The sequence below is a fragment of the Pandoraea horticolens genome, assembly GCF_902459555.1.
GTDB classification, from domain to species: Bacteria; Pseudomonadota; Gammaproteobacteria; order Burkholderiales; family Burkholderiaceae; genus Pandoraea; species Pandoraea horticolens.
The window spans coordinates 653,273-677,933 of sequence record NZ_CABPSM010000001.1 but is presented as its reverse complement, the minus strand read 5'-3'; the positions used below and the strand labels follow the sequence as shown (position 1 = coordinate 677,933).

Sequence of the window (24,661 nt, the reverse complement as noted above, 5' to 3'; positions counted from 1 at the left end):
TGACTCCCTAAAGGATGGTCACACGCATCATTCGTCAGACTTGCGTGATCCGCGGAAGAGCGCATCGACAAAGCCGCGTGTTTCTTTCATCTGTTGCTGAACCTGCTCGGCACGAGCGAGTTCATCGGTGTAGCGCGCTACGAGCGCCAGAAAACGGGCTTTGAGCTGGTCTTCTTTGGCGGCGAGCCGCTGCGTGGTGACTTCGTCGGTATCCGTGCGGTGCTTGAGCACCCCCGTGATCTCGTCGGTCCATTCGCGAATCCGCACGGCAAGGCGCATCCCCGCCGGTTGTTTGTCCAGATCGGTACCGGTATCGCGCTTCATCACGTCGGCGCTCTCGCCGAACCACTTGCTCAGCAACGCCTTGTCGTCGGAATACGCCGCTTCGAAGCGCTTCTGATCGAAAGTGACCGAGCCGTCGGCATTTCGCTTCACGCCGAACAGGGCGGGGTCGAACGTCTTGCCGTCGATCGTCATGGGCCGCTCGAAGGTGCGTTCGAGATCGCGCAGCAAGGCGCGCACGCCAGCGTCGGCATAAAACGGCCCGGCCGGTTTGACGTCACCCTTCTCGTCGCTATCGGGCGACATCGACGCCCCCGGCGTGCCGGGGTCCATCAGATCGCGCAGTTGTTTGCGCACTGCGTCGTAAGCCTGAACGAGAGTACGCATGTTCGCGGCCGTGCCCTCCATGTCCGGCGTGATCGACACACGCGTGGTCTCGGCCGCCGCGTTGGCTTTCTTCAGCGAGAGGGTCACGCCGGTGAACAGCGTGACCTCATTGGTCGGGTAGGTCTCTTCCGCTCCCTGGTTGCCAATCCGCACGATGGCGTTCTGCCCTTGCGCGAGCACCGCCGCATTCGGCGCCCCAAGATTCGGGCCGGCATTGGACTGCACGTCGAACTTCGCCTCGGCACCGGACTTCGTCGCGGTCAGCAGCAAGTACGGCGTCTGTTGCCCCGGCACGTGCCGCAAGTCGGCGCGCACGGCGTCCTTCAACGCGGCGTTCGCATTGATTCGTCTGGCAAGTTCGCGCACCCCTTCGGCCGTCGCCAGATCGAGTCCCGACGTGTCCAATGCGATCGCGTCGTTGCCCCCGTTAATCGTCAACTTGCCACCTTTCAGTGCCGCCACATCCGTGATCTGCACCTGATGCACCGTCGCAAGCTGTTTGACGTGCACGTCGAAGTCGAGCTGCTGCGCGCCTTTCTCCAGCTTGACGGAGAACGCGGAATCGCTCGATTGCGTTGCCTTGTGCTGATGCAGGTCGGCGCTATCGCCAACACGCCGCAATTGCTTCTCGAAATTGCCGAGCGCTTCCTTGAGCGTGGCCACGCCTTTCTGACGGGCGTCATTCCCCGCCTTGTCTTTGCCCAGACGACCGAACTCCGCCCCCATCTTTCTCTGGGCGATTTCGGCGGCCATATCATCGATACGATTTTTTACTTGCAGCATGGCGAAGCTCCTGGTTCGGTAGGTATGCGAAACGCGAGACGCGTTTTCCCAACCAAAGCGACCGCCGCCCGTGCTTTGTCAATGCGAGCACCCGAGGCAATTTCCTCATTTCGCTCCCGCGCCGCCTCGCCGCGCTGCCAAACCGCCAGTGCCTGAGCCACCTGCTCCTGCCCCTCGCGCTTGAACCGGGCCTGCTTCGCGGCTGCCTCATGGCGGGCGACGAGCGTTGCCACGCCCTCGCGCCGGCGCTGTGCATCGCGCACGGCCTGCGCCGCGACCGCCTGCCACCGCGCCAGCTGCGCCATCGGTGCTTGCTGTGTCTCGATCATCTGCACGAGCGTGCATTTGTAATCGGCGCGATTCTGGAAGCTGTAGGCATTCGCCCGCGTGCCGCCGATGGCCACAGCGCGATACAGGCGTGTGAGCTGGTCGACGTTGCGTGTGAGCCGCACATGCTGCTCGGCGAGTTGCCGGCCGTCGTGTTGCGCCGCCGCGAGCGCGCGGTCTCGCATCGACAGCAACGCATGCAGTGCGCGCGGCGTTCGTGAGGTCATCGGCATAGCGCCTCCAGCCGCTCGCACAGACCGTGCGGCGTGTTCGCCTCGCCGTCGCGCTGGCGAAGGAATTCGAGCATGAGCGGATGCCGCGATACGGCACGGTCGGTCTCGGCGTGAGCGCCCGGCACGTAGGCGCCGAGCGGCATCAGCTCCCGAATCTGTTGATAGGCGTGCCAGTGCGCTTTGAACGCGCGCGCGGCGTAGGCATGGCGTGTGCCCACGGCCTGGGTCATGCACCGGCTCACCGACGCCCCGATGTCGATTGCCGGGTAATGTCCGGCGTCGGCCAATTCGCGCGAAAGCACGATGTGACCGTCGAGCACCGCGCGGGCGGTGTCGACCACTGGGTCCTGCAAGTCGTCGCCTTCGGCCAGCACCGTGTAGATCGCACTGAGGCTGCCCGTGCCCGCGCCATTGCCCGCACATTCGACCAGCCGGGGCAGGCGTGCAAACATCGACACCGGGTAGCCGCGTGCGGCAGGGGCTTCCCCGAGCGAGAGCGCCACCTCGCGGCACGCCATGGCATAGCGCGTGAGCGAATCGACGAGCAACAGCACGTCATGACCTGCGTCGCGAAAATGCGCGGCAATCGCATGACACAACTCCGTGGCCTTCATGCGTTGCGCGGGCGGCGCATCGGCCGGCGCGGCCACGACGATGGCCTTGGCGAGCCCGGCCTGTCCGAGCGTCTCGGCGATGAACTCGCCCACCTCTCGCCCGCGCTCGCCGATCATGCCGACCACGACGATCTGGGCGCCGGTATGCCGGGTCATCATGCCCAGCAGAACACTCTTGCCCACACCGCTACCGGCGAACAGTCCTACGCGCTGCCCCTTCCCGAGACTTAGCAGCCCGTCAATGGCACGCACGCCCACGGGCAGCGGCTCGTCGATGGCGCGACGCGCTAGCGGTGCTGGCGGCGAACAGCGCGTATCGAGCAACGCATCGCCACCTAACGCCCCTTTGCCGTCGAGCGGCTGCCCGAAGGCATCGACCACGCGGCCAAGCCACGACGGCCCGATGCGCAACGCGGGCGTCGCCGCTCCGGGCAGCACCCGCGCGCCGGGCACGATGTCGGCCACGGACGCATACGTCAGCAGTTGCAATGCGCCGTCGGAAAACCCGACCACTTCGGCCTCGGTCCATCGTCCTGCGGCGGTCTCGACACGGCAAGCTTGCCCCAGTGCGAAACGCTGTCCGCGCGCCTCGAGCACGGCGCCCGTGGCCCGCGTGACGAACGCCATCGGGGTGGCGAGTGCAATTTCGTCGTTCATCATCGTGTCTCCGACGTCTCGGCCGACGCCGAGGCTTGCACGCACGCCTCCACCCATTCGCTCAGACGCTTACGCGCGATCGTTTGCGCCGCCGCCTCACGGCCGTCGCACCCCGCGTCATACCAGAGGCCGTCGACGTCGACACGGCAATCTCCGCGAACCAGCGACGGATCGGCCACGATGCGCCATCCCGGGCGGGTGTCATCGGCGTGAGCCGATGTGCTCCCGACACGGGCGCAAAGCACTTGGGCATCTGCGGGACTGACGTGGACGGTGACGGCATCGTCGCCGGCGCCAAACTGCGTGAGCAAGCGCTGCACAATGCCCGCTATGTCGGCCGGCGCGGTGTGCAACTCGCGCTGTACGACGGCGCGCACGGCGCGCGACGCCACGTCGCTCAGCACATCGACAGCACCGGCCGCAAGGCGTGCATGCACCTGCTCTCGAGCCGCCTGAAGCGCCGCAAGCGGCAGCTCCATCGCATCGAGTTCGTCGCGCAACCGCTCGGCATACGATGCCTGCAAGCGTGCCTCGGCTGCCTGCTCGCCGTCTGCACGCCCGGCGTCGAAGGCTTCCTGCCAACCCCCCGGGCGCGTGTTTGCTGCGCCATCGGCCATCCCCTGCGCATAGGCCTGAGCGCGCAACGTTTCCAGATCGGGCTGGACCGGCAACCAGCCACGCTGGGCCGCGACATCGGACTTCGTGCCGAACCGATGCGGCTTCATTCGAGCACCTCGCCGCCGGCCAGACGCAGGAGCATGTCGGCCTCACGCGCTCGCGTGCGTAGCATTGCCATGATCTCGTTACGTGTGGCTTCGACACGCGCCGCCGATATGGCGCCCAGACGCTGCATCGCCTGCGTGAGGGCATCTTCCTGAAGACGGGACATGCGCTCACGCACGGCTTGCCGCATACGGGTGTCCGTCCCCTTGAGCGCAATGGCCCACATGTCGGTCGGCACCTCGGCCACGGCCAGATCGATGACTTCCGGCACCTGGTAAGCCAGGATGTCGAAGCCATACATGCTCGCCTCGACGGACTCTGCAAGCGACGCGTCATGGGCACGCAACGCATCCATCAACCGCTTCTGATCGTCTGGCACATGGCCGATGATCTGCGCCGCGAGCCGCGTGCCCGGCACCTCGGTGCTATCGGCCGACAAGCCCGCGAGACAACGGTCGGCGATGACTTCCAGGTCGGCCAGCAGTTCCCGGTCGACACGTTTGAGTTGTGCCGTCTCCAGCAACAACGCTTCCTGCTGCGATTCCGGCAATGCACGAAGCAATTGACCGCCCAGATCGGCAGGCAGGTAAGCCAATAGCAACGCCTGCATACGGTGATGTTCGCGCGATAGCACGTCGGCGAGTCGCGCCACGCTCACCCATTGGAGACGCGCAAGCTTGGGACGAATCCGATCACCGTAGATGCCGTCGAGCACATTGCTGGCGATGCCTTCACCGAGCGCGGCGGCGAGCGAGCGCTCCAGATAGGCACGCGGTGCGGCATTCGCACCGCCATGCTGCGTGCAGGCGTCGAGAAATTGGTCGACGATGGCATGCACGTCGTGCTTCTTCACGCTGCCGGCACGCGACATGGCGTGCGCCACGCGCAGAAGCTCATTGGGGGCGAGTTGCGCCATCACGCCGGCGGCAGCCTTCTCGCCCATACAGAGCAACAGGACAGCGGCGCGGTCAACGCCATTGATCTCGGTCAGAGTGGAAGTTTCAGCGGGCAGAGGCATGCGAACCGATCCATTGTTTGATGATCTGGGCGACCCGCTCGGGTTCGCCGTCAGCCAGTGTTGTCAGGCGTCCGAGCTTCGTGTCGAACGAGGCGTCCGAGTCGGGCGGCATGTCGTTGGCGAAGGCCGGCAAGGCGGCCTGCTGTGCCGCGTTCTCGGCTTCCCGGCGGCTGCGCTCTCGCGCCTCGTCCTCGGCGATTCGCGCGGCCGCCTTGCGACGGCGCGCTCGCCGAGCCAGCGCCGCCCACGTCACCAGCGCGATCAACAGCACCGCAGCGGCCGCAATGGCGGCAATGGCGGCGTATTGCTTTTGCGTGCTGGTGAGCGCCAAACCCTGCGCAGCGGTGTCCGGCGTATCGAATGCGATGGCGCCATCGGTGACGGCGAACGGCATCGCGCTCACGACCAGCGTGTCGCCGCGATCGACCTGAATTCCCGCGCTGGCGCGCAATGTGCGCTCAATCTCGGCAATGGTCTCGGCAGTCCATCCGTTGCCGCCCGGTGCCGCCTGTGCATCGACCATGACGGCCACGTGCATTTGGCGCACGCGCGGGCGATGACGCTTGGTCTGCGTGATCGAACGGTCGTAAGCGAACTGACGCGTGGACGAGGTAGTGCGCGTTGCGCCTCCCTCACCGCCGAGCATCGGTGCCGCGTCGACGGGACGATTGGCCATGGCCCCCGGCACACCACCGACGACCGCATCGTCGTCGCGCGCTTCGCGCACGGCTTCCTGCATGACGCGCGGATCGGCGCCGAGCGCCTCGGTGGTGTTGGACACCACATCCTCGTCAAGATCGATACTCACACTCGCGCGGTAGCGATTGGGGCCGAGAATGCCATCGAGCAGACCCCGGACATTACGAAGTGCTTCGTCGCGTGAACGTGTGCGCGCTTGCGCGTTGCCGTTTGTTGCGTCGTCAAGATCGAGGTTCGCGGTGAGTGGCGTGCCTTGCTGATCGACGACGGAAACGTTCTCCGCGGCCAGTCCGTTCACACTGCCGGCAACGAGTTTGACAATCGCACTCACCTGCTGCGGCGCAAGCTTTTGACCGGGGCGCACCGAGATCAGCACCGACGCGCTGGCCGACGCCTTGGTATGCGTGACGAACGACGTCTGCGGCGCAAGCGCGATGTGCACACGAGCGGCGTCGACCGCGTCGATCGACATGATGGTGCGCGCAAGCTCCCCTTCCAGACCGCGACGAAAACGCACGTCCTGCACGAATTGACGTACGCCCAGGCGCTCGTCCCGGTCGACCAGTTCCAGCCCCGGCGGCAACTCCGGCGTCACGCCCTTGGCGGCCAGCGCGAGGCGCGCACGTCCGAGCCGGTCGTGCGGCACGAGAATCGCGCCGGTGTCCGGATGCATGCGAAACGGGATTTTCTCGGCGTCGAGCACACCCGTGGCCTGCGCGATCGGAATACGCTGGTTCTGCCCGAAAAGCGGCGCGTAGCCCGTATCGTGCGAGTACCAGGCGAGCGTGGCTGCGGTAATCGCACCGGCAGCGACGACGAGCGGCAATGCGCTGCGCAATTGTCCGGCAAAGCCCGATGGCTGAGCGCGCCACTTCACCCATCGCTCACGCGATCGCGTGCCAGCGCTGCCTAACGTACGAAAGGCACGAAAGATATTGTCGATTCCCATATGTCGATTCACTTGCCTCGTTGTTGAGCGTCCGGATCGAAATTCGATATCGGTGACTCGTCGAAGGCGTAACGCATAAGACTCACGCGTCGGGTGTCAATTTGAAGGAGCACATGGTGACAACGAATCGGCCAATTAACGAAGATCTGCGTAGTCTTTGGGCATCGTCTGTACCCTCGTCGGAACTTTGATGCGTTTTCCCATTAACGCGGAAATCGATACCTCATCGGTCAATTTCCGATAGACCAACGATGCAAGGCGCGCAGACCGGCATGGGCCGGAGAAAATGAAAAAAGCCCTCACGCGTTTCCTGCGTGAGGGCTTTGCTGTGGAGGGAATGCGGCACGAGGCCGCTTCCGCAAATGTCAGGCGGCGATCTTCTCGGGCGTCGCTGCCTCGTCTTCCACCGAGCTGAGCATCAGGTGCTCGAAAGCGCCCAGCGAGGCCTTCGCCCCTTCGCCGACGGCAATCACGATCTGTTTGAAGGGCACGGTCGTGACATCGCCCGCCGCGAACACGCCCGCTACCGACGTCCGGCCCTTGGCATCGACTTCGATCTCGCCGTGACGCGAGAGCGCCACCGTGCCCTTGAGCCATTCGGTGTTGGGCACCAGCCCGATCTGCACGAACACCCCTTCGAGGGCAATCGTGGCCGCCTCGCCGGAGACACGGTCACGGTACGCCAGGCCGTTCACCTTCTGGCCGTCGCCGTGAATGTCGGTCGTTTGCGCGTTCATCAGCACACGCACGTTCGGCAGGCTGCGCAGCTTGCGCTGAAGCACTTCGTCCGCACGCAGTTGCGCGCCGTATTCGATCAGCGTGACTTCCTTGACGATGCCGGCCAGATCGATGGCGGCTTCCACACCCGAGTTGCCGCCGCCAACGACCGCGACGCGCTTGCCCTTGAAGAGCGGGCCGTCGCAGTGCGGGCAGTACGCCACGCCGCGGTTGCGATATTCGCGCTCGCCCGGCACACCGATTTCGCGCCAGCGGGCACCGGTGGCAAGCACCACGGCACGAGCCTTGAGCACGGCGCCGCTGGCCAGACGCACCTCGTGAATCTTGCCCGGCATCAGGGCATCGGCGCGTTGTGTGTCGATCACATCTACGTCATACGTCTTGACGTGCTGTTCCAGCGCCGTGGCGAACTTCGGCCCTTCGGTGTGCGTCACCGAGACGAAGTTCTCGATAGCCATCGTGTCGAGCACCTGACCGCCGAAACGCTCGGCGACCACGCCCGTGGCAATGCCCTTGCGCGCCGCATAGATGGCAGCGGCGGCGCCTGCCGGGCCACCACCCACGATCAGCATGTCGTAGACTGGCTTGGTCTCGAGGGCCTTCGCAGCGCGTGCGCTCGCACCGCTATCGAGCTTTGCGAGCAGTTCCTTCACGCTGGTACGGCCTTGCGTGAAAGATTCGCCGTTGAGGAATACGGTGGGCACGGCCATCACCTGACGCGCTTCGACTTCCCCCTGGAACAGCGCACCGTCGATGGTGACCTGCTGAATACGCGGGTTGATGAGCGCCATGACGTTCAAGGCCTGCACCACTTCCGGGCAGTTCTGGCACGACAAGGAGATATAGGTCTCGAAACGGAAATCGCCATCGAGTGCACGAATCTGCGCGATGGTGTCGTCGTCGAGCTTGATCGGATGACCGCCCACTTGCAGCAGCGCAAGCACCAGCGATGTGAACTCGTGGCCCATGGGCAGCCCGGCGAAACGAATACGCGGCGCTTCACCCGGCGTGCCAATGGCAAACGACGGACGGCGCTCGCCGGCATCCCGATTGACGTCGTGATGCGTCACGATGGCGATCTGCGGCGAGAGCGGTGCGATCTCATCCACCAGCGCCTTCATCTCGGCCGCCTTGGGGCTATCGTCGAGCCACACGGCGATCTCGATGGGGCGCGTGACTTTCTGGAGGTACGTTTGCAACTGGGCTTTGAGGTTCGCGTCCAACATGGCGTTTATCCGTCTCGATGGGGTGAAAAGGCGAGCAGAGGCCACCGCGTCAGCCGCAGGCGGGCGCAGGTAAGCGTCGGCAATTCGGGATTAGGTGCCGGCGCGACAGGTTCAGGGGGGCCGCCGCGCCGGCGGGGACGCCGCTCTGTGATCTGAGCGGCGCTTGCTACGATAATCGCTTGTGGCGCTTAGATCTTGCCGATCAGGTCCAGCGACGGGCTCAGCGTTTCAGCGCCCGGCGTCCACTTGGCGGGGCAGACTTCCCCCGGGTGCGCGGCGATGTACTGCGCTGCCTGCACCTTGCGCAGCAGTTCCTTCGCGTCGCGGCCGATGCCATTGTCATGGATTTCGCACAGCTTGATCTCGCCTTCCGGGTTGATCACGAACGTGCCGCGCAGCGCCAGGCCTTCCTCTTCGATCAGCACATCGAAGTTGCGCGAGATCGCGAGCGTCGGGTCGGCGACCATCGGGTACTGAATCTTCCGGATTGTGTCCGACGTGTCGTGCCACGCCTTGTGCGTGAAATGGGTATCGGTCGAGACGCTGTAGACTTCGACGCCCAGCTTCTTGAATTCTTCGTAGTGGTCGGCCAGATCACCCAGTTCGGTCGGACACACGAAGGTGAAGTCGGCCGGGTAGAACACCACCACCGACCACTTGCCCTTCAGGGTCTCGTCGGTCACGGTGATGAAATCGCCGTTTTGATAGGCGTTGGCTTTGAACGGCTTGATCTGGGTGTTGATGATCGGCATGTCGTTGTCTCTCTGACGGGGTGGAAAGTGTTGACAGTATGCCGGCCACTATCGACAAGTTGAAATTGATTATTGGAATCTATGCAATTGAGACAGGCTATCGCTCGCGATAGTCTGTCTCCTATGATGGCGGCCACGCGCAAACGGCCATGCCCGAGAGAGGTTCGTCAGTCCTTGGGGTAGCGCACGGCGCGCACCTTGCCGCTGGCGCCGCCACCGCAATAGAACAGGCCGTGGCCGTCATACTCCAGACCGCTCACGCCAACGCCATCGGGCATCTGCACGCGCTTGAGCACTTCGCCGCCGGTCGGGTCGACCTGACGCAACTCGCTCTCGTCGTTCTCCCACGTGCCGTGCCACAGTTCGTCACGAACCCAAGTGACGCCTGTCACGAACCGGTCGGACTCGATACTGCGCAGCACCTGCCCGGTGGCCGGGTCGACTTGCAGAATGCGGCGGTCGCGGTACTGCCCGACCCAAAGGCTGCCCTCGGCCCACGTCAGCCCCGAATTGCTGCCGCTGTCCGGTGCCGGGATCGAATGCACGATGCGACCGGTGGACGGTTCGATCTTGTTGATGCGGTCTTCGCCGATCTGATAGAGGTGGGTGCCGTCGAAGGCGGTACCGGCATCGCTCGGAGCTTCGATGATGCGGCTAACCTCGCCGCTCGCCGGATCGAAGGCCAACACCTTTTCGCCGGTGGCGGCCCAGACCTGCTGCCCATCGAAGGTCACACCATGGATGCGATCGGCATCGGGGAAAGGGCCGTATTCGCAGGTGATATCGGCCGCGCTCACTGCGGCGGTGCGAAGGTTTCGTTGCGGTTTGCTCGTCATGTCAGTCTCCTGTCGTTACGCCATGGCCGGCGTGCAAGACCACTCTAGCCAAACGACCATCCGGCAGGGAGTAACAAAATCGTCGTGAATTCGGTGAGCGGCGGTGTCATCCAGCGCTGCGCTCTGGCGCGGCCGATGGCACGTACCCGGCCTTGCGATTCGAGTTCGCCCAAGGCACGTTGCACGGTGCGTTGGCTGGCGCCGAGCGCTAGCGCCAACGCGGAGGTCGACCACGCCGCGCCATCTGCCAGCAACGCGATCAACGATGCACGTTCGCCGTCGATGGGCGGCAACAGCACGGTGATCGCGGCAGCGGTGGCGGTTCGCAAGGCGAAGCCGCGCGGTGTCGCGTCGATCTCCGCAATGCCCTTGAGTCGCGCGCGCAGACGCCCGATTTCGACACGCAGACGCACGCGGTGCGTCTCGTCCGGGTGACGCAGCCGAAAGGCTTCTGCAATCAGCGTTTCCCGGTCGACGTCGCCGGGCCACGCGCGCGCCAATTGCAGCGCCAGTGTGAAAAGCACGGGCCGTTTTGCGAGCGGCCGCCACGTGTTGCGGATGCTCACGCCACGACGGCAGGCGTCGATCACCAATGCGTTCGAGTGAAGCAGCGTCACCACCTCGTCGAGGCGCAGCGCACGTTCGCCGTGCGCTTGCCACTGCCGCGCGGCCGGACGCCCCAGCGCATCGTTCAGGCTCCCGATTTCGGCACGCAGCGCTGGCACGCCAGCGGCAACCGCTGCGTCCTGCGCACGGGCGAGCGCATTGCGGGCGTCGCCAATCCGCAGCGTGCGCAGCGCCAATTCCGCGACGATCAGGGCATGAACGGCAACGTGTCGCGCCGGTACGTTGGGCAACGGAGCGTCGTGCAGCGCCTGCGCGGCGGCATCGAGTTTGCCGACGAGCAACAGGCGGCGAGCAATGAGTAGCCGCGCGAGCATGGCGTTGGGGAAGTCGTCATGCGCTGCAAGCAGGGACGCGGCGTCTTGCAGCGAGCGAGTGGTCCCGCTCAGATCACGCATGGCGAGCGCGACTTCGGCATCGGCGACGACGCATCGCGCGCGGGCGAGTGCCTCGTGGGTTCCGAAGCCCCGCGCGGCGCGTTTGAGCAGTTCCCGGGCTCGCGCGTAATCGCCAAGCTGCGCCATCGCGATACCGCGCAGCGCGAGCGCAGGCGGATCGTCGCGAAGCGCGACACGGTGCAACGCGCCCAGCGGGTCGCCCGCAGCCAACGCGCGGGCGGAAGCGGCGATGAGGGAGTCCATCGCGCGATATTACCGCGTGGGGCATGCATAGCCCCGGCCCGAGATACGACCCGGCACACCATGGCCATCGGCCTGCGTCACGTATTCCAAGCGGGAGTGCCGCGCCCGCCAACGAGGGGCGGCGTCAAGCAGATTCAGTGCGCCTGCGACGTCGACGCGCCGCGGCAATCGCCTCCTGGACAAGACGATGGCGCACCGCGCGCATGCGCGACCGGCCCGGACGACGTGCCCTGACGTCCGAATCCGATCTGCTCAAAGACACCGCCGCCCAGCTCGAAACCGGTGGCGTAGTGATAGGCGGCAACTGTGGAGCCGAGTGCCACCGACAGCAACAACAACGTTCCCGTACGCCAGCGGCGTCGGACCGTGGAAGCCATGTCTCCTCCCTGTCAGAGGTCGGCCCGCTCGAACGACGCTCGTCACCAATACATGGCAACCACACTCCAGCATCTCGGCGGGGATCGAGTTCCAGTCAACTGCTGAGTCTCGTTTTTTCGCGATTCTGCACGTTACGGGCCCCGTTTGTCATCCCGGCTATCCCTAAGGCCACCGAATATATCGCATTGTGATATATTTTTCGGCTTTCGGACCTTCCGGCGTCCCACGCCCTTCCGCCCATGTCTGCATCTGCCTCGCCCGGTTCGCCGATCACCGCCGACGCGCTGACCAAGAGCGATTTCGAAGCACTTTCGAAATTCCGCTATCGCTTGCGCCGCTTCCTCAATTTCAGCGAGACAGCGGCGCGCGAAGGTGGCATCACGCCTCAGCAATATCTGTTGCTGCTGCACGTCAAAGGTATACCGGGGCGCGACTGGGCGTCCATCAGTGAATTGGCCGAACGTTTGCAAGCCGTGCATCACAGCGTGGTGGCACTTGTCGCCCGTTGCGAGAGAGCCGGGCTCGTCACCCGTCGTCAGAACGAGAGCGACCGGCGCGTGGTGGAAGTGCATTTGTCGGCGGCAGGCGACGCGTGTCTCGCCAACCTCGCCGCCCAGCATCGCAACGAGTTGAGCACCTTCGCAGACATCTTCCACATTCGTGGCGTTCATCTGTAATCACGGCACCATCATGGATTCCGCACCCCATACCGCTTCACCTCACTCGCCCATGGCCGCGCCCCCGCATGCGCGTGACTTCGCACGGGCGCCGGGTTTGCCACGGCTGCTTGCGCTGGCCGCCGTCATCGGTTTTTGCGGTGTGCCCGCCGCGTGGCTGCTGCTGCACCTGATTCAAGGCTTCACCAACCTTTTCTTCTATCAGACACTGTCGTTCGCCCCGCGCTCGCCCGCCAATCACACGCTGGGGGCCGTAGTCATCGTGTTGCCGGTCATCGGCGGCCTCATCGTCGGAGTGATGGCGCGATTCGGCAGCGACAAGATTCGCGGCCACGGTATTCCGGAAGCCATCGAGGCAATTCTGTTCGGCAAGAGCAAGATGTCGCCGCGCGTGGCCGTTCTCAAACCGCTGTCGTCGGGCATCGTGATCGGCAGCGGCGGCCCATTTGGCGCTGAAGGTCCGATCATCATGACGGGCGGCGCCATCGGCTCGCTCATCGCCCAGTACTTCCATCTGAGCGCCGCCGAACGTAAGACGCTGCTTGTCGCGGGCGCCGCCGCCGGTATGACGGCCGTGTTCGGCACACCGGTCGCTGCCGTCCTGCTTGCAGTGGAACTGCTGCTGTTCGAATGGCGTCCGCGCAGTTTGCTGCCGGTGATCGTCGCCTGTGCCGTCGCAGGCTTCGCCCGGCCGCTGATGCTCGAAGCCGGCCCGCTCTTCCCCATGGCAACCCCCGACGTCGCCCCCATCGCGCTATTCTCGTGTCTGCTCGCGGGGGGGTGTGCGGGCATCCTGTCTGCGGGCATGTCGCGCGCCCTCTACGCTATCGAAGACGGCTTTCACAAGCTGCCTGTGCACTGGATGTGGTGGCCCGCCATCGGCGGCCTGGCGGTCGGCATCGGCGGCTACTTCCAGCCGCGCGCACTGGGCGTCGGTTACGACGTCATCGCAGACTTGCTCGCCGGACACTTCCCCCTGCATGCGGCGCTGGCGCTGCTGCTCGTCAAGGCGATCATCTGGGCGATTGCGCTGGGCTCGTGCACCTCGGGCGGGGTGCTCGCCCCGCTGCTCATGATCGGCGCAGGGCTCGGCACGCTGCTCGCGCCGGTACTGCCCGGCGGCGACGTCTCGCTGTGGGCACTCGTGTGCATGGCCGCCACCCTCGCGGGCGTGCTGGGCGCACCGCTGACCGCCATCGTCTTCGCACTCGGCCTCACGCACGACGTGAATGCATTGCTGCCACTGCTGCTCACTTGCGGCGTATCGTATGGCGTGACGATCTGGATCATGCCGCGCTCGATCATGACGGAGAAGCTCGCGCGACGCGGGCGTCACATCCATCGCGAATACGGCGTCGACCCGCTGGAACGCCTGCATGTGGGCGAGTTGATGACACGCGAGCCGGTAGCGCTGGGCGACATCATGTCGATTGAGGATGCGACGAAGGAAGCCTTTGGTGCGAGTCAGCGCCATCGCGCGTACCCGGTGGTCGATGCGTCGCACGCCGTGCTGGGCATGGTCGACCGGCAGGCGCTCACGCGCGCTCAGGCGCAAGGGCTGAAAACGCTGGGCGAATTGTACGGTGTCAATCCACCGCTCGTTGCGCTGCCTTCGGAGACCGGGCGGATCGTGTCGGCACGCTTCGCCGCGCACCAACTGGAGCGCCTGCCTGTGGTGAGCGATGCGACCTCGCGCAAGCTCATCGGCATCGTCAGCCGCAGCGATCTGGTCAAACCGGCCGAGCACTGGCGCGCCGAAGAGGAGGTGCGCGAGCGCATGCTTCATCTCGGACGCCGACGTCACTGATCGCCGGCACGGCGACGTGCCGTCGCCCCCATTGACGCGCGTCGCCTCATGGCTTCACCATCGGGAGTTTCATCCCACCGAATGCGCATGACGCCATGCGCGACACCCGATGGCGACGACTCCCACCTCCCAAGCGCCGGCCGCGACCCGCACGTCGCCCGGAAATCGCATTCGTATCGGCGTCGGCGGCTGGAATTTCGCGCCATGGCAAGGTACGTTCTATCCCGAGAAGTGGCCGAAGCGCCGCGAACTCGAATACGCCAGCCAGCACCTCACTTCCATAGAGATCAACAGCACGTTCTACGGCTCGCAAAAGCCGTCGACGTTTCGCCGTTGGTTCGAGGAAACCCCGGACGACTTCGTGTTTTCGGTCAAGGCATCGGGCTACGCCACGCATCGGCGCGTGCTCGGTGAAGCGGGCGAATCGGTCGAGCGCTTCTTCGACAGCGGTGTGCTGGAACTAGGCAAGAAACTCGGCCCGGTGAACTGGCAATTCGCGCCGACGAAAGCGTTCGATGCGCAAGACTTCGAGCATTTCCTGAGTCTTCTGCCGGCGAAAGCGGGCGGCCATCCGATCCGTCATGCGCTGGAAGTCCGGCACGAGAGTTTTGCCGTGCCCGAGTTCGTCGCGCTGGCGCGCAAGTACCACATGGCAATCGTCCTTGCCGGAGACGCGAAATTCCCCTGCATTGCCGACGTCACCGCCCCGTTCGTCTACGCGCGTCTCATGGGTACGGAAGAACGCTACACGCTCGGCTACGCCCCGAAGGCGATGACGCAGTGGCTGACGCGCGCAAAAACTTTCGCGCAGGGCGGCGCACCGAAGGATCTCGACACCATCGCTGGCGCCCCGCCCAAGGCGAAACACCGCGATGTGTTTCTCTATATCATCAGCGGCTTCAAGGAACGCAATCCAGTTGCCGCGATGGCAATGATCGACGCATTGGCAAAACGCTGACAGCATCCCGGCAGGTGCGCATCGCGCAATAAAAATGCGGCGCTCAGAGCGCCGCATCACAAACTGCCACGACTACGATCAATCGACCCGACGGACGTCAATGCATGGCGGCAGAGTTGCGTGCGTCGTTCGACGTCGTCGGAAGATGACCGCGCGCACGCTCCCACGCGTTTTTTGCCAGCAGCGCGACGGTGGCGATCACGGCCGGAATGGCCAGCAGGGAAAACGTCGCAGAGAAGCCGAGATGACGGCGCATCAATTCTGCCCCCAACAATGCCCCCGCGATGCCGCCGAAGCGCCCGATGCCGAGCATCCACGCCACGCCTGTGGCGCGACCATGCGTTGGATAGAACATGGCGGCGAGCGACGGCATCGACGACTGCGCACCGTTCATCGCGGTGCCGGCAAGGAAAATCAGCGCCACCAGCAAGCCGATATTGCCTATCGCCTGACCGACCGCATACACCAGCACTGCGGTGAGCGCGTACCCCACGGCCACCACCTTCTGGGCGTTGAACTTGTCCATCAGCCAGCCCGACAGAACCGTGCCGATGCCCCCGCCCAGCGGGAACAGGGCCGTGATGAGCGCGGCGCGTTCGATGGTAAAGCCCGCATCCTTGAACAGGATCGGCATCCAGCTCGTGAGCAGATAGAAGATCACGAGCCCCATGAAGTACGTGAGCCACAGCATCACCGAACCGAAACCGTACGGCTTCGAGAGCACCACGCTCACGGCAGAACCCGCGCGCTTCGGTGCCGCTTCGTTGACGGTGAACTCGTCGACATCGCTGAGCGATTCGCCCGAGATGCGCGACAGAATGCGACGCACGTGTTCAATCGGTTTTTGCCGCACGACGAGAAACTTCACCGATTCCGGCAGACACAGGATGAGCAGCACCGAGAGCGCCAGCGGCAGCACACCGCCGAGAACCAGCACGCTATGCCAGCCGAAGTGCGGAATGAGCCACGAGGCGACGAATCCACCGATCGATGCCCCGAGCGGGAAGCCGCAAAACATGGTGTTGACGATCACGGCGCGACGCGACTCCGGCGCGTACTCCGAGATCAGCGTCACGGCGTTGGGCATGGCCGCGCCAAGCCCCAGCCCCGTGAGAAAGCGCAGCGCGGTCAGCGTGTCGAGATCCTGTGCAAAGGCCGTGGCAAGACTCGCAACGCCGAAGAAGACGACCGAGAGCACCAGCAGCGTCTTGCGTCCCAGCTTGTCGGCGAGCGGCCCAGCGAAGATCGCACCACCGGCCAGACCGAAGAGCGCGGCCGAGAGCACCGGCCCGAGCGAGCCGCGATCGATATGCCATTGCTGCACGAGCGAGGGGGCGATGTAACCGATGGCAGCCGTATCGAAGCCGTCGATGGCCACCACGAAGAAACACAGGATCAGCACCAGCCATTGATAGCCGGAAAATCGTTGTGCGTTGATATAGGCGGGCACGTCCACCGCGCGCGATTGACTCATGAAACTGTCTCCTCGGGGCGTGGCCGCCCCGTTTGTCATCCCATTATTATTCTGAATTCGTCGCCGCCTCTGTACGCTAGGCCGTCTGGGGGGGAAAGCGCCTGTTACTGTCTTGACGTAGCGGTGCGGCGGCGTCGATTTCTGCCGCTACTGTACGTCTTTCAACTGCCCGTCAAAATGATCTTTCGTCAGGTCATCTATAACGGACGGTTATGCAAGCGGCCACCGGCGGTGGCTATCGCACACCGGTGGCGCTATCCCGGCGCCACCGGTCGTCAGACGAGCGGCAGCCCCACGTAGTTCTCTGCCAGCATGAGCGACGCCGCGCGCGAACTCACCACGTACTCAAGCTCCGAGCGCTGCATTTGTTGTTCGAACGGCGTGGCATCGTCGATCCGGTGCAGCATGCGCGTCATCCAGTACGAGAAGTGCTCGGCGCGCCAGATCCGCTTGAGCGCCGCTTCGGAATAGCCTTGCAGCCCCGTCTCGCTGTCGCGATGAAAGAAGTCGTCGAGCGCACGCGCCAGACGCCAGACGTCCGCTACGGCCAGGTTCATCCCCTTGGCCCCCGTCGGCGGCACGATATGCGCGGCGTCGCCCGCGAGAAACAGGCGGCCGTATTGCATCGGTGTGGCGACGAAGCTGCGCATGGCGACCACGTTCTTCTGGAAGATCGGGCCTTCCTTGAGACGCCAGCCGTCGTGGGTCTGCGTGCGCGCGTGCAGCTCGCCCCAGATGCGTTCGTCGCTCCACTCCTCCGCGCGCTCGGTCGGATCGCACTGGAAGTACATCCGTTGCACGGTAGGCGAGCGCGTGCTGATCAGCGCGAACCCACGCGCGTGCGCGGCGTAAATCAGTTCGTCGGACGACGGCGGCGCCTCTACCAGCACACCGAACCAGCCGAATGGGTACACCCGCTGGTATTCCTTGCGCACCGATGCAGGCATGGCCGGGCGGCACACCCCGTGAAAACCGTCGCATCCCGCGATGAAGTCGCACGTCAAACGCTGCGTCTTGCCCTGCACGGTGAACTGCACGCTCGGTTGTGCGCTGTCGATGTTGTGCACCGAGACGTCCGACACGTCGAACAGAATTTCGCCCTGTGCCGCTTCACGCGCCGCAATCAGATCCTTGATGACCTCGTGCTGCGCATAGACAGTGATGGCGCGCCCGGTCAGTTCGGTCAGCGCAATGCGATGACGCTGACCATCGAACGCCAACTCGACGCCGTGGTGCACCGCGCCTTCGCGCCGCATACGCTCGCCCACGCCCGTCTCGTTGAGAATGTCCATCGTGCCCTGCTCCAGCACACCGGCGCGAATGGTCGACTCGACGGCTGCACGCGAGCGCGATTCGAGCACGATCGACTCGATACCTTGCAGGTGCAGCAGATGGGAAAGCAGCAAGCCGGCGGGACCGGCGCCGACGATGACGACGGGGTAATGGGTACGCATGAATTGTCTCCTCAGATTTGCACCGCTCTCGTCCGGCACGTTCGGGCCGGGTCATGTCGCGACAGGTGAACGGCATGCGTGCGGATTGCATTTCTTGGTTGCCTTGCGCACGCTGCACCAGCTTAGGACTGCGCGTAAACGAGCATGTCTAAAAATGCGTTCACGCCTTGTCACGAGGGGCGAATGCGTCATATCTTATGGAGCACGCACGGCGTGTTGAATGGATGAATCGACGACTTTCTTGTACTTTTTTGACAACCTCTTCCAAGGGAAAACCAGTATGTCAGGCGCGTCACCCCGACTGCGCGCGGCGCGCGAGACGATTCCGGAATTCTCGCTGTACGGAGAATTGACGGAAACCGACAGTGCCGATTTCGTCCATATCGAGTGGATCGAAACCCGCAGCCGCCTCTACGACTGGCATATCGATACCCATCGGCATCTGGGACTCTTTCAGGTGCTGGCGATTTTCGAGGGAACGGTCGAGGCAAACGTCGACGACGCGACATGGGAAGTCGAAGGTCCGGCCGTCATCACGGTGCATCCGTCCGCCGTGCACAACTTCCGCTTCTCGCGCGGCGCACATGGCTTCGTCCTCACGATGGCGCAGAGCGTGCCTTTCGACGCAGCCATCGGGGCCGACGCCGATATGGAGTCGTTGCTGAGCAAGCCGTGGCTCTTCTCGCTGGGCGATGCGCCGCAAACGCGCGACCGCCTCTACACGTTGCTTGGCCTGATCATGGACGAGTTTTCGCGCCCGCAACTGGGGCACGCGGAAATGGTCGGATGGCTCACGCGCAGCGTGCTGCTGCTGCTCGCTAGGCTGCATGCGCTTCACGATTCCGCAGCACGCTCCGGGCGCACGGAGCTGGATCTGTTCGCCCGATTTCGCGCGCTGGTGGAGACGCATTACACCGAAGCCTGGGCCATGCCGGCCTACGCCGAACGGCTGCATGTCACCGAGAGCAAGCTCAACCGGCTGTGCCGCCGTATCGCCGGCAAATCGGCCTTCGACCTGGTGCAGGACCGCCTGATGCTCGAAGCGCGCCGCAAGCTCATCTACATCCCCGCGCCCGTCTCGCACGTTGCCTACGAACTGGGCTTTCAGGACCCCGCGTATTTCTGCCGGGTCTTCAAACGGCATGTCGGTGTCACGCCGTCGGCCTTCCGGCGCACGGCGCAAAACACCCATCTGGGCGACGAATGACAACACTCGGCCGGGTTGGCGAGGCGGCTCCGTCGAGCGCCTCGCCCCCGTGCTCACGCGGGCAGTCAGCGCTTACGCGCCCGCCGGCGTCTTCCCCTGCAAGAAGGTCAGCAGCGCCTCGGTGACGGCCGGCGCGCACTCGATGTTCGACAGATGCGCGCCCGGCACGATGACCTGCTGCGCACCGGGAATACGTTCGACCATCGCACTCGACATCGCGGGCGGCGTCGCCAGATCACCCGAGCCGGTAATCACGAGCGTCGGCGCCGTGATCGACGCAATCTCGTCAAGCTGATTCATGTCGCGCACGGCTGCGCACGCCGCGGCGTAGCCGTCTGCCGAGAGCGAGCGGAACATCGTTTTCATGCGTTCGATGAGCGCGGGTTCGCGTTGTGCGAACTCAGGCGTGAACCAGCGCGACACCACCGCATCGGCGACTGCGCTCATGCCATCGGCCTGCACGGTGCGAATGCGGGCGTTCCAGCCATCCTCGCCGCCGATGTGTGCGGACGAGCAGACGATCGCCAGACGCTCGAGCCGCTGCGGCGCACGAATGCCCAGCCACATGCCCGTCATGCCGCCCATCGAGACCCCGGCCAGACTCGCACGCTCGATATGCAATGCGTCGAGCAGTGCGATCACGTCGCGGCCCAATTGGTCGATGGCATACGGTCCCGGCGTCACGGACGAACCGCCGTGTCCGCGCGTGTCGTAACGGATCACGCGAAATTCGCGCGCGAGAGCAGCCACTTGCGGCGCCCACATGTCGAGCGTCGTGCCCAACGAATTGGACAGCACGAGCGCCGGTGCCCGATCGTCGCCGTCGATGGCCACCCGCAGCATGGCGTCGCCCACCTCGATAAGACGTTCCATCGTCATTTGGCTCGTCTCCTCAGCGCTGTGCGTCGTCGCGCACACGCGTGGTCGAGCCCGGCTCGGCGGCTTCCATCTCCGCGAAGACCTTCTCGGCGTCGTGGATCGCCTGATTGGCCGCAGGCAGACCGCAATACAGCGCAGCGTGCATGAACAGCTCCTTCATTTCGTCACGTGTCACGCCGTTGTTGAACGCGGCGCGCACATGCATGCGGAACTCGTCGCCGCGATTGAGTGCGATCAGCAGCGAGAGCGTAATCATGCTGCGCATGTGGCGCGTGAGCCCCGGGCGCGTCCACACGTCGCCCCAGGCGAAGCGCGTGATGAAGTTCTGAAAGTCGTCGTTGAATTCGTTGCGGCGCGTGAGCGTGCGGTCCACGTGAGCATCGCCGAGAACAGCGCGGCGCACCTGCATACCGTTATCGTAACGTTCCTGATCGTTCATTTCGATTTCCTGCCGGGTTGAGGGGTCGGCGCTGCGGCGTCGGCGAGCGCGAGCACCCGGCTCACGAACGTCTCGGCAGCGCCCAGATAATGTTGCGGGTTCATCAAACGCTCAAGTGCGTCGACGGAAAGCACGCGCGTGATCTCGTCGTCTTCGCGCAGCACGTCGAACAGATGGCGTTGCTGGGCAATGGCCTCGCGACAACACGCCTCGACTCGGCGGTGTGCTTCGAGCCGCCCCATCGCTTCGCCAAGCGCCATCGTGACGGCTTCGGCCATGATGAGCCCGTGCGTGACCTCGAGATTCGCTCGCATGCGCGCCGTATCCACCGTCCAGTCGTCAACGAGCGTGCGCGCCGTAGCCAGTGCGCCGCCGCACAGCATGAGCAGTTCGGGCAGCGTTTCCCACTCGGCATGCCAGGTGCCCAGACCACGCTCATGGTCCTGCTGCATCGCGGCGAAGAGCGTGGCAGCGAGTTGCGGCGTGCGGGCGGCGGCGGCCAGCATGGCGGCACAGCCGACCGGGTTGCGTTTGTGCGGCATGGTGGACGAACCGCCGCGGCCCGGCCCGGAAGCCTCGGCAATTTCACCGACTTCGGTTTGCGTCAGCATCGCCGTATCGCGCGCGAACTTGCCAAGCAGGCCGGTCAGCGACGCCGCCCAGCCCCCCACGCGCACGATGCGATCGCGCTGGCCGTGCCATGGCGTGGCCGCCTCCGACAGGCCAAGGTGCCGGGCAAGCGCCGCCGAGACCGCCGGACCTTGTGCACCGAGAGACGCCAGCGTGCCCGCAGCGCCGCCGAACTGCACGCACAACACCTGTTCACGCACGCTCGCGAGATCGGCACGCGCGCGCAGCAGGGCGTCGAGCGTGCCCGCGAGCTTGAGTCCAAACGTGATGGGCAAGGCATGTTGCAGCCACGTGCGGCCAACCATGACGGTTGCACGGTGCTGCCCCACTTGCGCAGCGAGTTGGCCGATGAGGCCGTCGAGATCGGTGCCAATGGCGTCGAGGGCGCCGCGCACTTGCAGGATGAGACCGGTATCGATGGCATCCTGACTGGTGGCGCCCCAATGCACGAACCGTGCGGCGTCGGCGTCGAGCGCTTTCACGCGGGCCGTCAGTTGCTTGACCAGAGGAATAGCAAGGTTGCCCGCGCGAGCCGCGTCGTCGCGCAAAGCAGTCCAGTCGAATTCGCTGGCGCGGGCGGCGGCGGTGATCGGGGCGACGGCGGCGGCCGGAATCAGACCGGCTTCGGCTTCGGCGGCGGCCAGCGCCGCTTCGAAGTCGAGCATGCCCTGAAGCGTGGCGTCGCGCGAGAAACGCGCCGTCACGGCAGAGCCGCGCAGCAAGGAGTCAAGCAGTTCCGTCATCGGAGAGTCGATGGTGGTGAAGGTCTGCCCGCGAATTCGGGATTCGCGGCCAAAACCCTTGTACGTTGCAAAATGCAGATACGGCCACAGGCCGCCGGCACTTTCATGCCGGCAGCCCGAAGCCGCGCCAGTTTCAGCCTTGCACGACCGACTTCAAAGGTCGAGGAAAACCGTCTCCTCGTCACCCTGCATGCGAATATCGAAACGGTACGACACGCGACCGCCGCTCACCTCGCGGCGCGCGATCAGCGTGTGGCGACGCTCGGCCGGCACTTGTTGCAGCACGGGGTCAAGTGCATTGGCCGCTGCTTCGTCGTCGAAATAGATACGCGTAAACAGATGATTGAGCAAGCCCCGCATCGTCAGAATCACATCGATGCGCGGCGCTTCGCCTGGCGCGCTCGAGCCCGGCTTGATCGTCTCGAAGACAAAACGGTTCTCGGCATCCGTGCCGGTGCCGCAACGGCCCGTGCCGGCGAAGCCCGTACGCTCGATCTCGTCGGCGTTCTGCACGTAGCGGCCATGGGCATCGGCCTGCACGACCTCGATCAGGGCATCGTTGATTGGATTGCCTTCGCCGTCGACCACTTGCCCGATCAGGCGAATGGCTTCGCCTTCGGCGCGATCCAGCGCCACCACGGGCGTGAAAGCGCTCTTGAAGTCGTAACGATATTGCTCCGGCGACAGGCCATAAGCGAAGTACGGGCCGACGGTCTGCGACGGCGTTTGCTGATAATCGGACATGGCTCAGAACTCCATCGGCGTTTGGTCGGCACCGCGCAGCACGATGTCGAATTCGTATCCCAGCGCGTACTCGGGTTCGGTGACATCCATCGAGAAGCGCGCGATCAGACGGTCGCGGGCATGCGCCGGCGTGGCCTGGAAAATCGGATCGTAGGCCAGCAGCGGATCGCCGGGGAAGTACATCTGCGTGACGAGGCGGGTCGCGAAATACTGACCGAACACCGAGAAGTGCAGATGCTGCGGACGCCACGCGTTGTGGTGGTTCCTCCACGGGTAGGCGCCGGGCTTGATGGTGAGGAATTTGTAACGGCCCTGCGCGTCGGTCAACGCGCGGCCAGCGCCGAGGAAGTTCGCATCGAGCGGTGCGTCGTGCTGGTCGACCTTGTGCACGTAGCGGCCGCAGGCGTTGGCTTGCCACAGTTCCACGAGCGTATTGGGCACCGGACGGCCACCTTCGTCGAGCACGCGGCCGGTCACGATCATGCGCTCACCCAGCGGCTCGCCGTTGCGAACCGCGTTGCGCGTGAGATCGCCGTCGAGTTCGCCGATGATGCCGTGGCCGTAGACCGGCGAGCGAAGGTTCGCGAGGTTCTGCTTGACCGGGACGAGCAGTTGCTTGGGGCCGCGCAGCGCCGTGGACTTGTACCCGCTGTCGATGAGCTTGGGATGGGAATCCCAGTCGCGGGGGCGCAGGACGGTGGTCGTTTCCGACATGGTCTCACTCCGTTATGTGTTGACTGATCTGGCTTGGCGCCAGCTTGTTTTCGACACTATATCCATAATCAATGGATATATTTATTGACATTTTCTTAGGTTTTTCATAACTTTTCGGCATGGAAAGACACCGACTCGACGGGCGAATCAAGCTGCGTCATTTGCAATGCCTGCTGGCCGTGGCGCAGCACGGCAGCCTTCAGCGCGCGGCCGAAGCGCTGTCCATTACGCAACCGGCCGTCAGCAAGACGATTGCCGAACTGGAAGGACTGCTTGGGGTGCGCTTGTTCGACCGCGGACGCAACGGCGCACGACCGACTGCGCAGGCGGAGTTGTTCCTGCGGCATGCGGGGGCGAGCGTGAGTGCGCTGCGTCAGGGCATCGACGTGCTCTCGCGCGCCGTGGGCCAGACGGGCGGAGTGATCGAGATCGCCGTATTGCCCACGCTGGCCGCCGCCATGATGCCCAGCGTGCTCGAGACCTTCCGGCGCGAATGGCCGGGCATCGTGGTGCAAGTGCACACCGGGGCGAACCAGCAATTGCTCACGCAGTTGAAGTCCGGCGAGACGACGCTCGCACTCGGCCGGATGTCCGATCCCGAGGGGATGGCGGGACTCACTTTCGAACATCTTTGCGCTACACCGCTCAGTGTGGTCGTGCGCCCGGCGCATCCGCTGGTGCAGCAGCGCAGCGTGTCGATGGCCGACCTCGCGAACCATCACGTGATCTTGCCGCCGCACGGCACGATCTTGCGCCACACGGCCGACAGTTTCTTGCGCGCTCACGGCGTGGGCACGCTCGACGACTACTCGGAGTTGCTGTCGATGTCGCTCGCCCGCGCCATGACCCTGCGAGACGACGTGGTGTGGATCGCCTCCGAGATCACCGTGCAGGACGATCTGGCCGACGGCGTACTGTGCGCGCTGCCCTTCGCGATGAAAGGCACCGAGGAGTCCATCGGCATCTTGTGGCGCAACGACACGGTGCCCACCCCGCCGGAGCAGACCCTCATCAGCGCCATGCGCGAAGCCGCGCGCTTGCGCTACGGCGGGCCGGGGTCGCGCTGAG

23 protein-coding genes are annotated in these 24,661 nt (G+C 64.7%); 5 read left to right on the top strand and 18 right to left on the bottom strand.

All coding sequences use genetic code 11. The annotated features are described in order from the left end of the window. Window positions 1-27: 27 nt before the first annotated feature. The 11 genes from fliD to PHO31112_RS03045 all read right to left on the bottom strand — a co-directional run bounded on the left by fliD (window position 28) and on the right by PHO31112_RS03045 (window position 11,866). Complete coding sequence (gene fliD / locus PHO31112_RS03095) at window positions 28-1,452, bottom strand: flagellar filament capping protein FliD (protein ID WP_150619127.1); 1,425 nt, start codon at window positions 1,450-1,452, stop codon at window positions 28-30. Then, window positions 1,440-2,006 carry a hypothetical protein gene (locus PHO31112_RS03090; RefSeq protein WP_150619126.1) on the bottom strand — a complete coding sequence of 189 codons (567 nt, stop codon included), beginning with the start codon at window positions 2,004-2,006 and terminating at the stop codon, window positions 1,440-1,442. Before PHO31112_RS03090 ends, fliD begins: the two co-directional genes overlap by 13 nt. Beyond that, on the bottom strand, window positions 2,003-3,286 hold the full coding sequence (locus PHO31112_RS03085; protein ID WP_150619125.1) for a FliI/YscN family ATPase: 1,284 nt from the start codon (window positions 3,284-3,286) through the stop codon (window positions 2,003-2,005). Before PHO31112_RS03085 ends, PHO31112_RS03090 begins: the two co-directional genes overlap by 4 nt. Beyond that, window positions 3,283-4,008 (bottom strand): FliH/SctL family protein, encoded by a 726-nt coding sequence (locus tag PHO31112_RS03080; protein ID WP_150619124.1) that lies wholly within the window; start codon window positions 4,006-4,008, stop codon window positions 3,283-3,285. The genes PHO31112_RS03085 and PHO31112_RS03080 overlap by 4 nt, the downstream gene beginning before the upstream one ends. Next, window positions 4,005-5,024, bottom strand: a complete 1,020-nt coding sequence (locus PHO31112_RS03075; protein ID WP_150619123.1) for a FliG C-terminal domain-containing protein — start codon at window positions 5,022-5,024, stop codon at window positions 4,005-4,007. Before PHO31112_RS03075 ends, PHO31112_RS03080 begins: the two co-directional genes overlap by 4 nt. Then, on the bottom strand, window positions 5,008-6,672 hold the full coding sequence (gene fliF, locus PHO31112_RS03070) for a flagellar basal-body MS-ring/collar protein FliF (protein ID WP_150619122.1): 1,665 nt from the start codon (window positions 6,670-6,672) through the stop codon (window positions 5,008-5,010). The genes PHO31112_RS03075 and fliF overlap by 17 nt, the downstream gene beginning before the upstream one ends. Before the next feature lie 365 nt (window positions 6,673-7,037). Then, window positions 7,038-8,636, bottom strand: coding sequence for an alkyl hydroperoxide reductase subunit F (gene ahpF / locus PHO31112_RS03065; protein WP_150619121.1), 1,599 nt, complete (start codon window positions 8,634-8,636; stop codon window positions 7,038-7,040). 188 nt (window positions 8,637-8,824) lie between these two features. Next, a complete protein-coding gene (gene ahpC, locus PHO31112_RS03060; RefSeq protein WP_150619120.1) occupies window positions 8,825-9,388 on the bottom strand; it encodes an alkyl hydroperoxide reductase subunit C in 564 nt (187 codons plus the stop codon). A 167-nt stretch (window positions 9,389-9,555) separates the two neighbouring features. Further along, window positions 9,556-10,224 (bottom strand): Vgb family protein, encoded by a 669-nt coding sequence (locus tag PHO31112_RS03055; protein ID WP_150619119.1) that lies wholly within the window; start codon window positions 10,222-10,224, stop codon window positions 9,556-9,558. Between the two features lie 44 nt (window positions 10,225-10,268). Continuing rightward, window positions 10,269-11,489 carry a helix-turn-helix domain-containing protein gene (locus PHO31112_RS03050; protein WP_150619118.1) on the bottom strand — a complete coding sequence of 407 codons (1,221 nt, stop codon included), beginning with the start codon at window positions 11,487-11,489 and terminating at the stop codon, window positions 10,269-10,271. Between the two features lie 134 nt (window positions 11,490-11,623). Next, the gene (locus PHO31112_RS03045; RefSeq protein WP_150619117.1) at window positions 11,624-11,866 is read right to left on the bottom strand and encodes a hypothetical protein; all 243 of its coding nucleotides are present in this window, start codon (window positions 11,864-11,866) and stop codon (window positions 11,624-11,626) included. Window positions 11,867-12,106: 240 nt separating this feature from the next. Here PHO31112_RS03045 and PHO31112_RS03040 point away from each other — a divergent pair, with 240 nt between their 5' ends. The 3 genes from PHO31112_RS03040 (at window position 12,107) to PHO31112_RS03030 (ending at window position 15,309) form a co-directional block, all read left to right on the top strand. Continuing rightward, entirely contained in the window at window positions 12,107-12,544 is a 438-nt protein-coding gene (locus tag PHO31112_RS03040) for a MarR family winged helix-turn-helix transcriptional regulator (protein ID WP_150619116.1), read from the top strand. Window positions 12,545-12,596: 52 nt separating this feature from the next. Beyond that, on the top strand, window positions 12,597-14,351 hold the full coding sequence (locus PHO31112_RS03035; RefSeq protein WP_150619269.1) for a chloride channel protein: 1,755 nt from the start codon (window positions 12,597-12,599) through the stop codon (window positions 14,349-14,351). A 109-nt stretch (window positions 14,352-14,460) separates the two neighbouring features. Next, the gene (locus tag PHO31112_RS03030) at window positions 14,461-15,309 is read left to right on the top strand and encodes a DUF72 domain-containing protein (RefSeq protein ID WP_150619115.1); all 849 of its coding nucleotides are present in this window, start codon (window positions 14,461-14,463) and stop codon (window positions 15,307-15,309) included. Between the two features lie 97 nt (window positions 15,310-15,406). Here the strand turns inward: PHO31112_RS03030 and PHO31112_RS03025 are convergent, their stop codons facing one another. Together PHO31112_RS03025 and pobA are read right to left on the bottom strand one after the other, a co-directional pair. Next, window positions 15,407-16,783 (bottom strand): MFS transporter, encoded by a 1,377-nt coding sequence (locus PHO31112_RS03025; RefSeq protein WP_150619114.1) that lies wholly within the window; start codon window positions 16,781-16,783, stop codon window positions 15,407-15,409. 275 nt (window positions 16,784-17,058) lie between these two features. Continuing rightward, window positions 17,059-18,237, bottom strand: coding sequence for a 4-hydroxybenzoate 3-monooxygenase (gene pobA, locus PHO31112_RS03020; RefSeq protein ID WP_150619113.1), 1,179 nt, complete (start codon window positions 18,235-18,237; stop codon window positions 17,059-17,061). Between the two features lie 280 nt (window positions 18,238-18,517). Here pobA and PHO31112_RS03015 point away from each other — a divergent pair, with 280 nt between their 5' ends. Beyond that, window positions 18,518-19,444 (top strand): helix-turn-helix domain-containing protein, encoded by a 927-nt coding sequence (locus tag PHO31112_RS03015; protein WP_174995486.1) that lies wholly within the window; start codon window positions 18,518-18,520, stop codon window positions 19,442-19,444. 72 nt (window positions 19,445-19,516) lie between these two features. Here PHO31112_RS03015 and pcaD read toward each other — a convergent pair whose 3' ends face one another. The 5 genes from pcaD to pcaH all read right to left on the bottom strand — a co-directional run bounded on the left by pcaD (window position 19,517) and on the right by pcaH (window position 23,593). Beyond that, a complete protein-coding gene (pcaD, locus tag PHO31112_RS03010; RefSeq protein WP_150619111.1) occupies window positions 19,517-20,323 on the bottom strand; it encodes a 3-oxoadipate enol-lactonase in 807 nt (268 codons plus the stop codon). A gap of 13 nt (window positions 20,324-20,336) precedes the next feature. Further along, the gene (pcaC, locus tag PHO31112_RS03005) at window positions 20,337-20,762 is read right to left on the bottom strand and encodes a 4-carboxymuconolactone decarboxylase (RefSeq protein ID WP_010804518.1); all 426 of its coding nucleotides are present in this window, start codon (window positions 20,760-20,762) and stop codon (window positions 20,337-20,339) included. After that, entirely contained in the window at window positions 20,759-22,135 is a 1,377-nt protein-coding gene (locus PHO31112_RS03000; RefSeq protein ID WP_150619110.1) for a 3-carboxy-cis,cis-muconate cycloisomerase, read from the bottom strand. Before PHO31112_RS03000 ends, pcaC begins: the two co-directional genes overlap by 4 nt. Window positions 22,136-22,288: 153 nt before the next feature. Continuing rightward, a complete protein-coding gene (gene pcaG, locus PHO31112_RS02995; protein ID WP_150619109.1) occupies window positions 22,289-22,879 on the bottom strand; it encodes a protocatechuate 3,4-dioxygenase subunit alpha in 591 nt (196 codons plus the stop codon). A 3-nt stretch (window positions 22,880-22,882) separates the two neighbouring features. Next, a complete protein-coding gene (pcaH, locus tag PHO31112_RS02990; RefSeq protein ID WP_150619108.1) occupies window positions 22,883-23,593 on the bottom strand; it encodes a protocatechuate 3,4-dioxygenase subunit beta in 711 nt (236 codons plus the stop codon). Window positions 23,594-23,712: 119 nt separating this feature from the next. Between pcaH and pcaQ the strand changes: the two genes are divergently transcribed. Beyond that, window positions 23,713-24,660, top strand: a complete 948-nt coding sequence (pcaQ, locus tag PHO31112_RS02985) for a pca operon transcription factor PcaQ (RefSeq protein WP_150619107.1) — start codon at window positions 23,713-23,715, stop codon at window positions 24,658-24,660. Window position 24,661 lies beyond the last annotated feature (1 nt).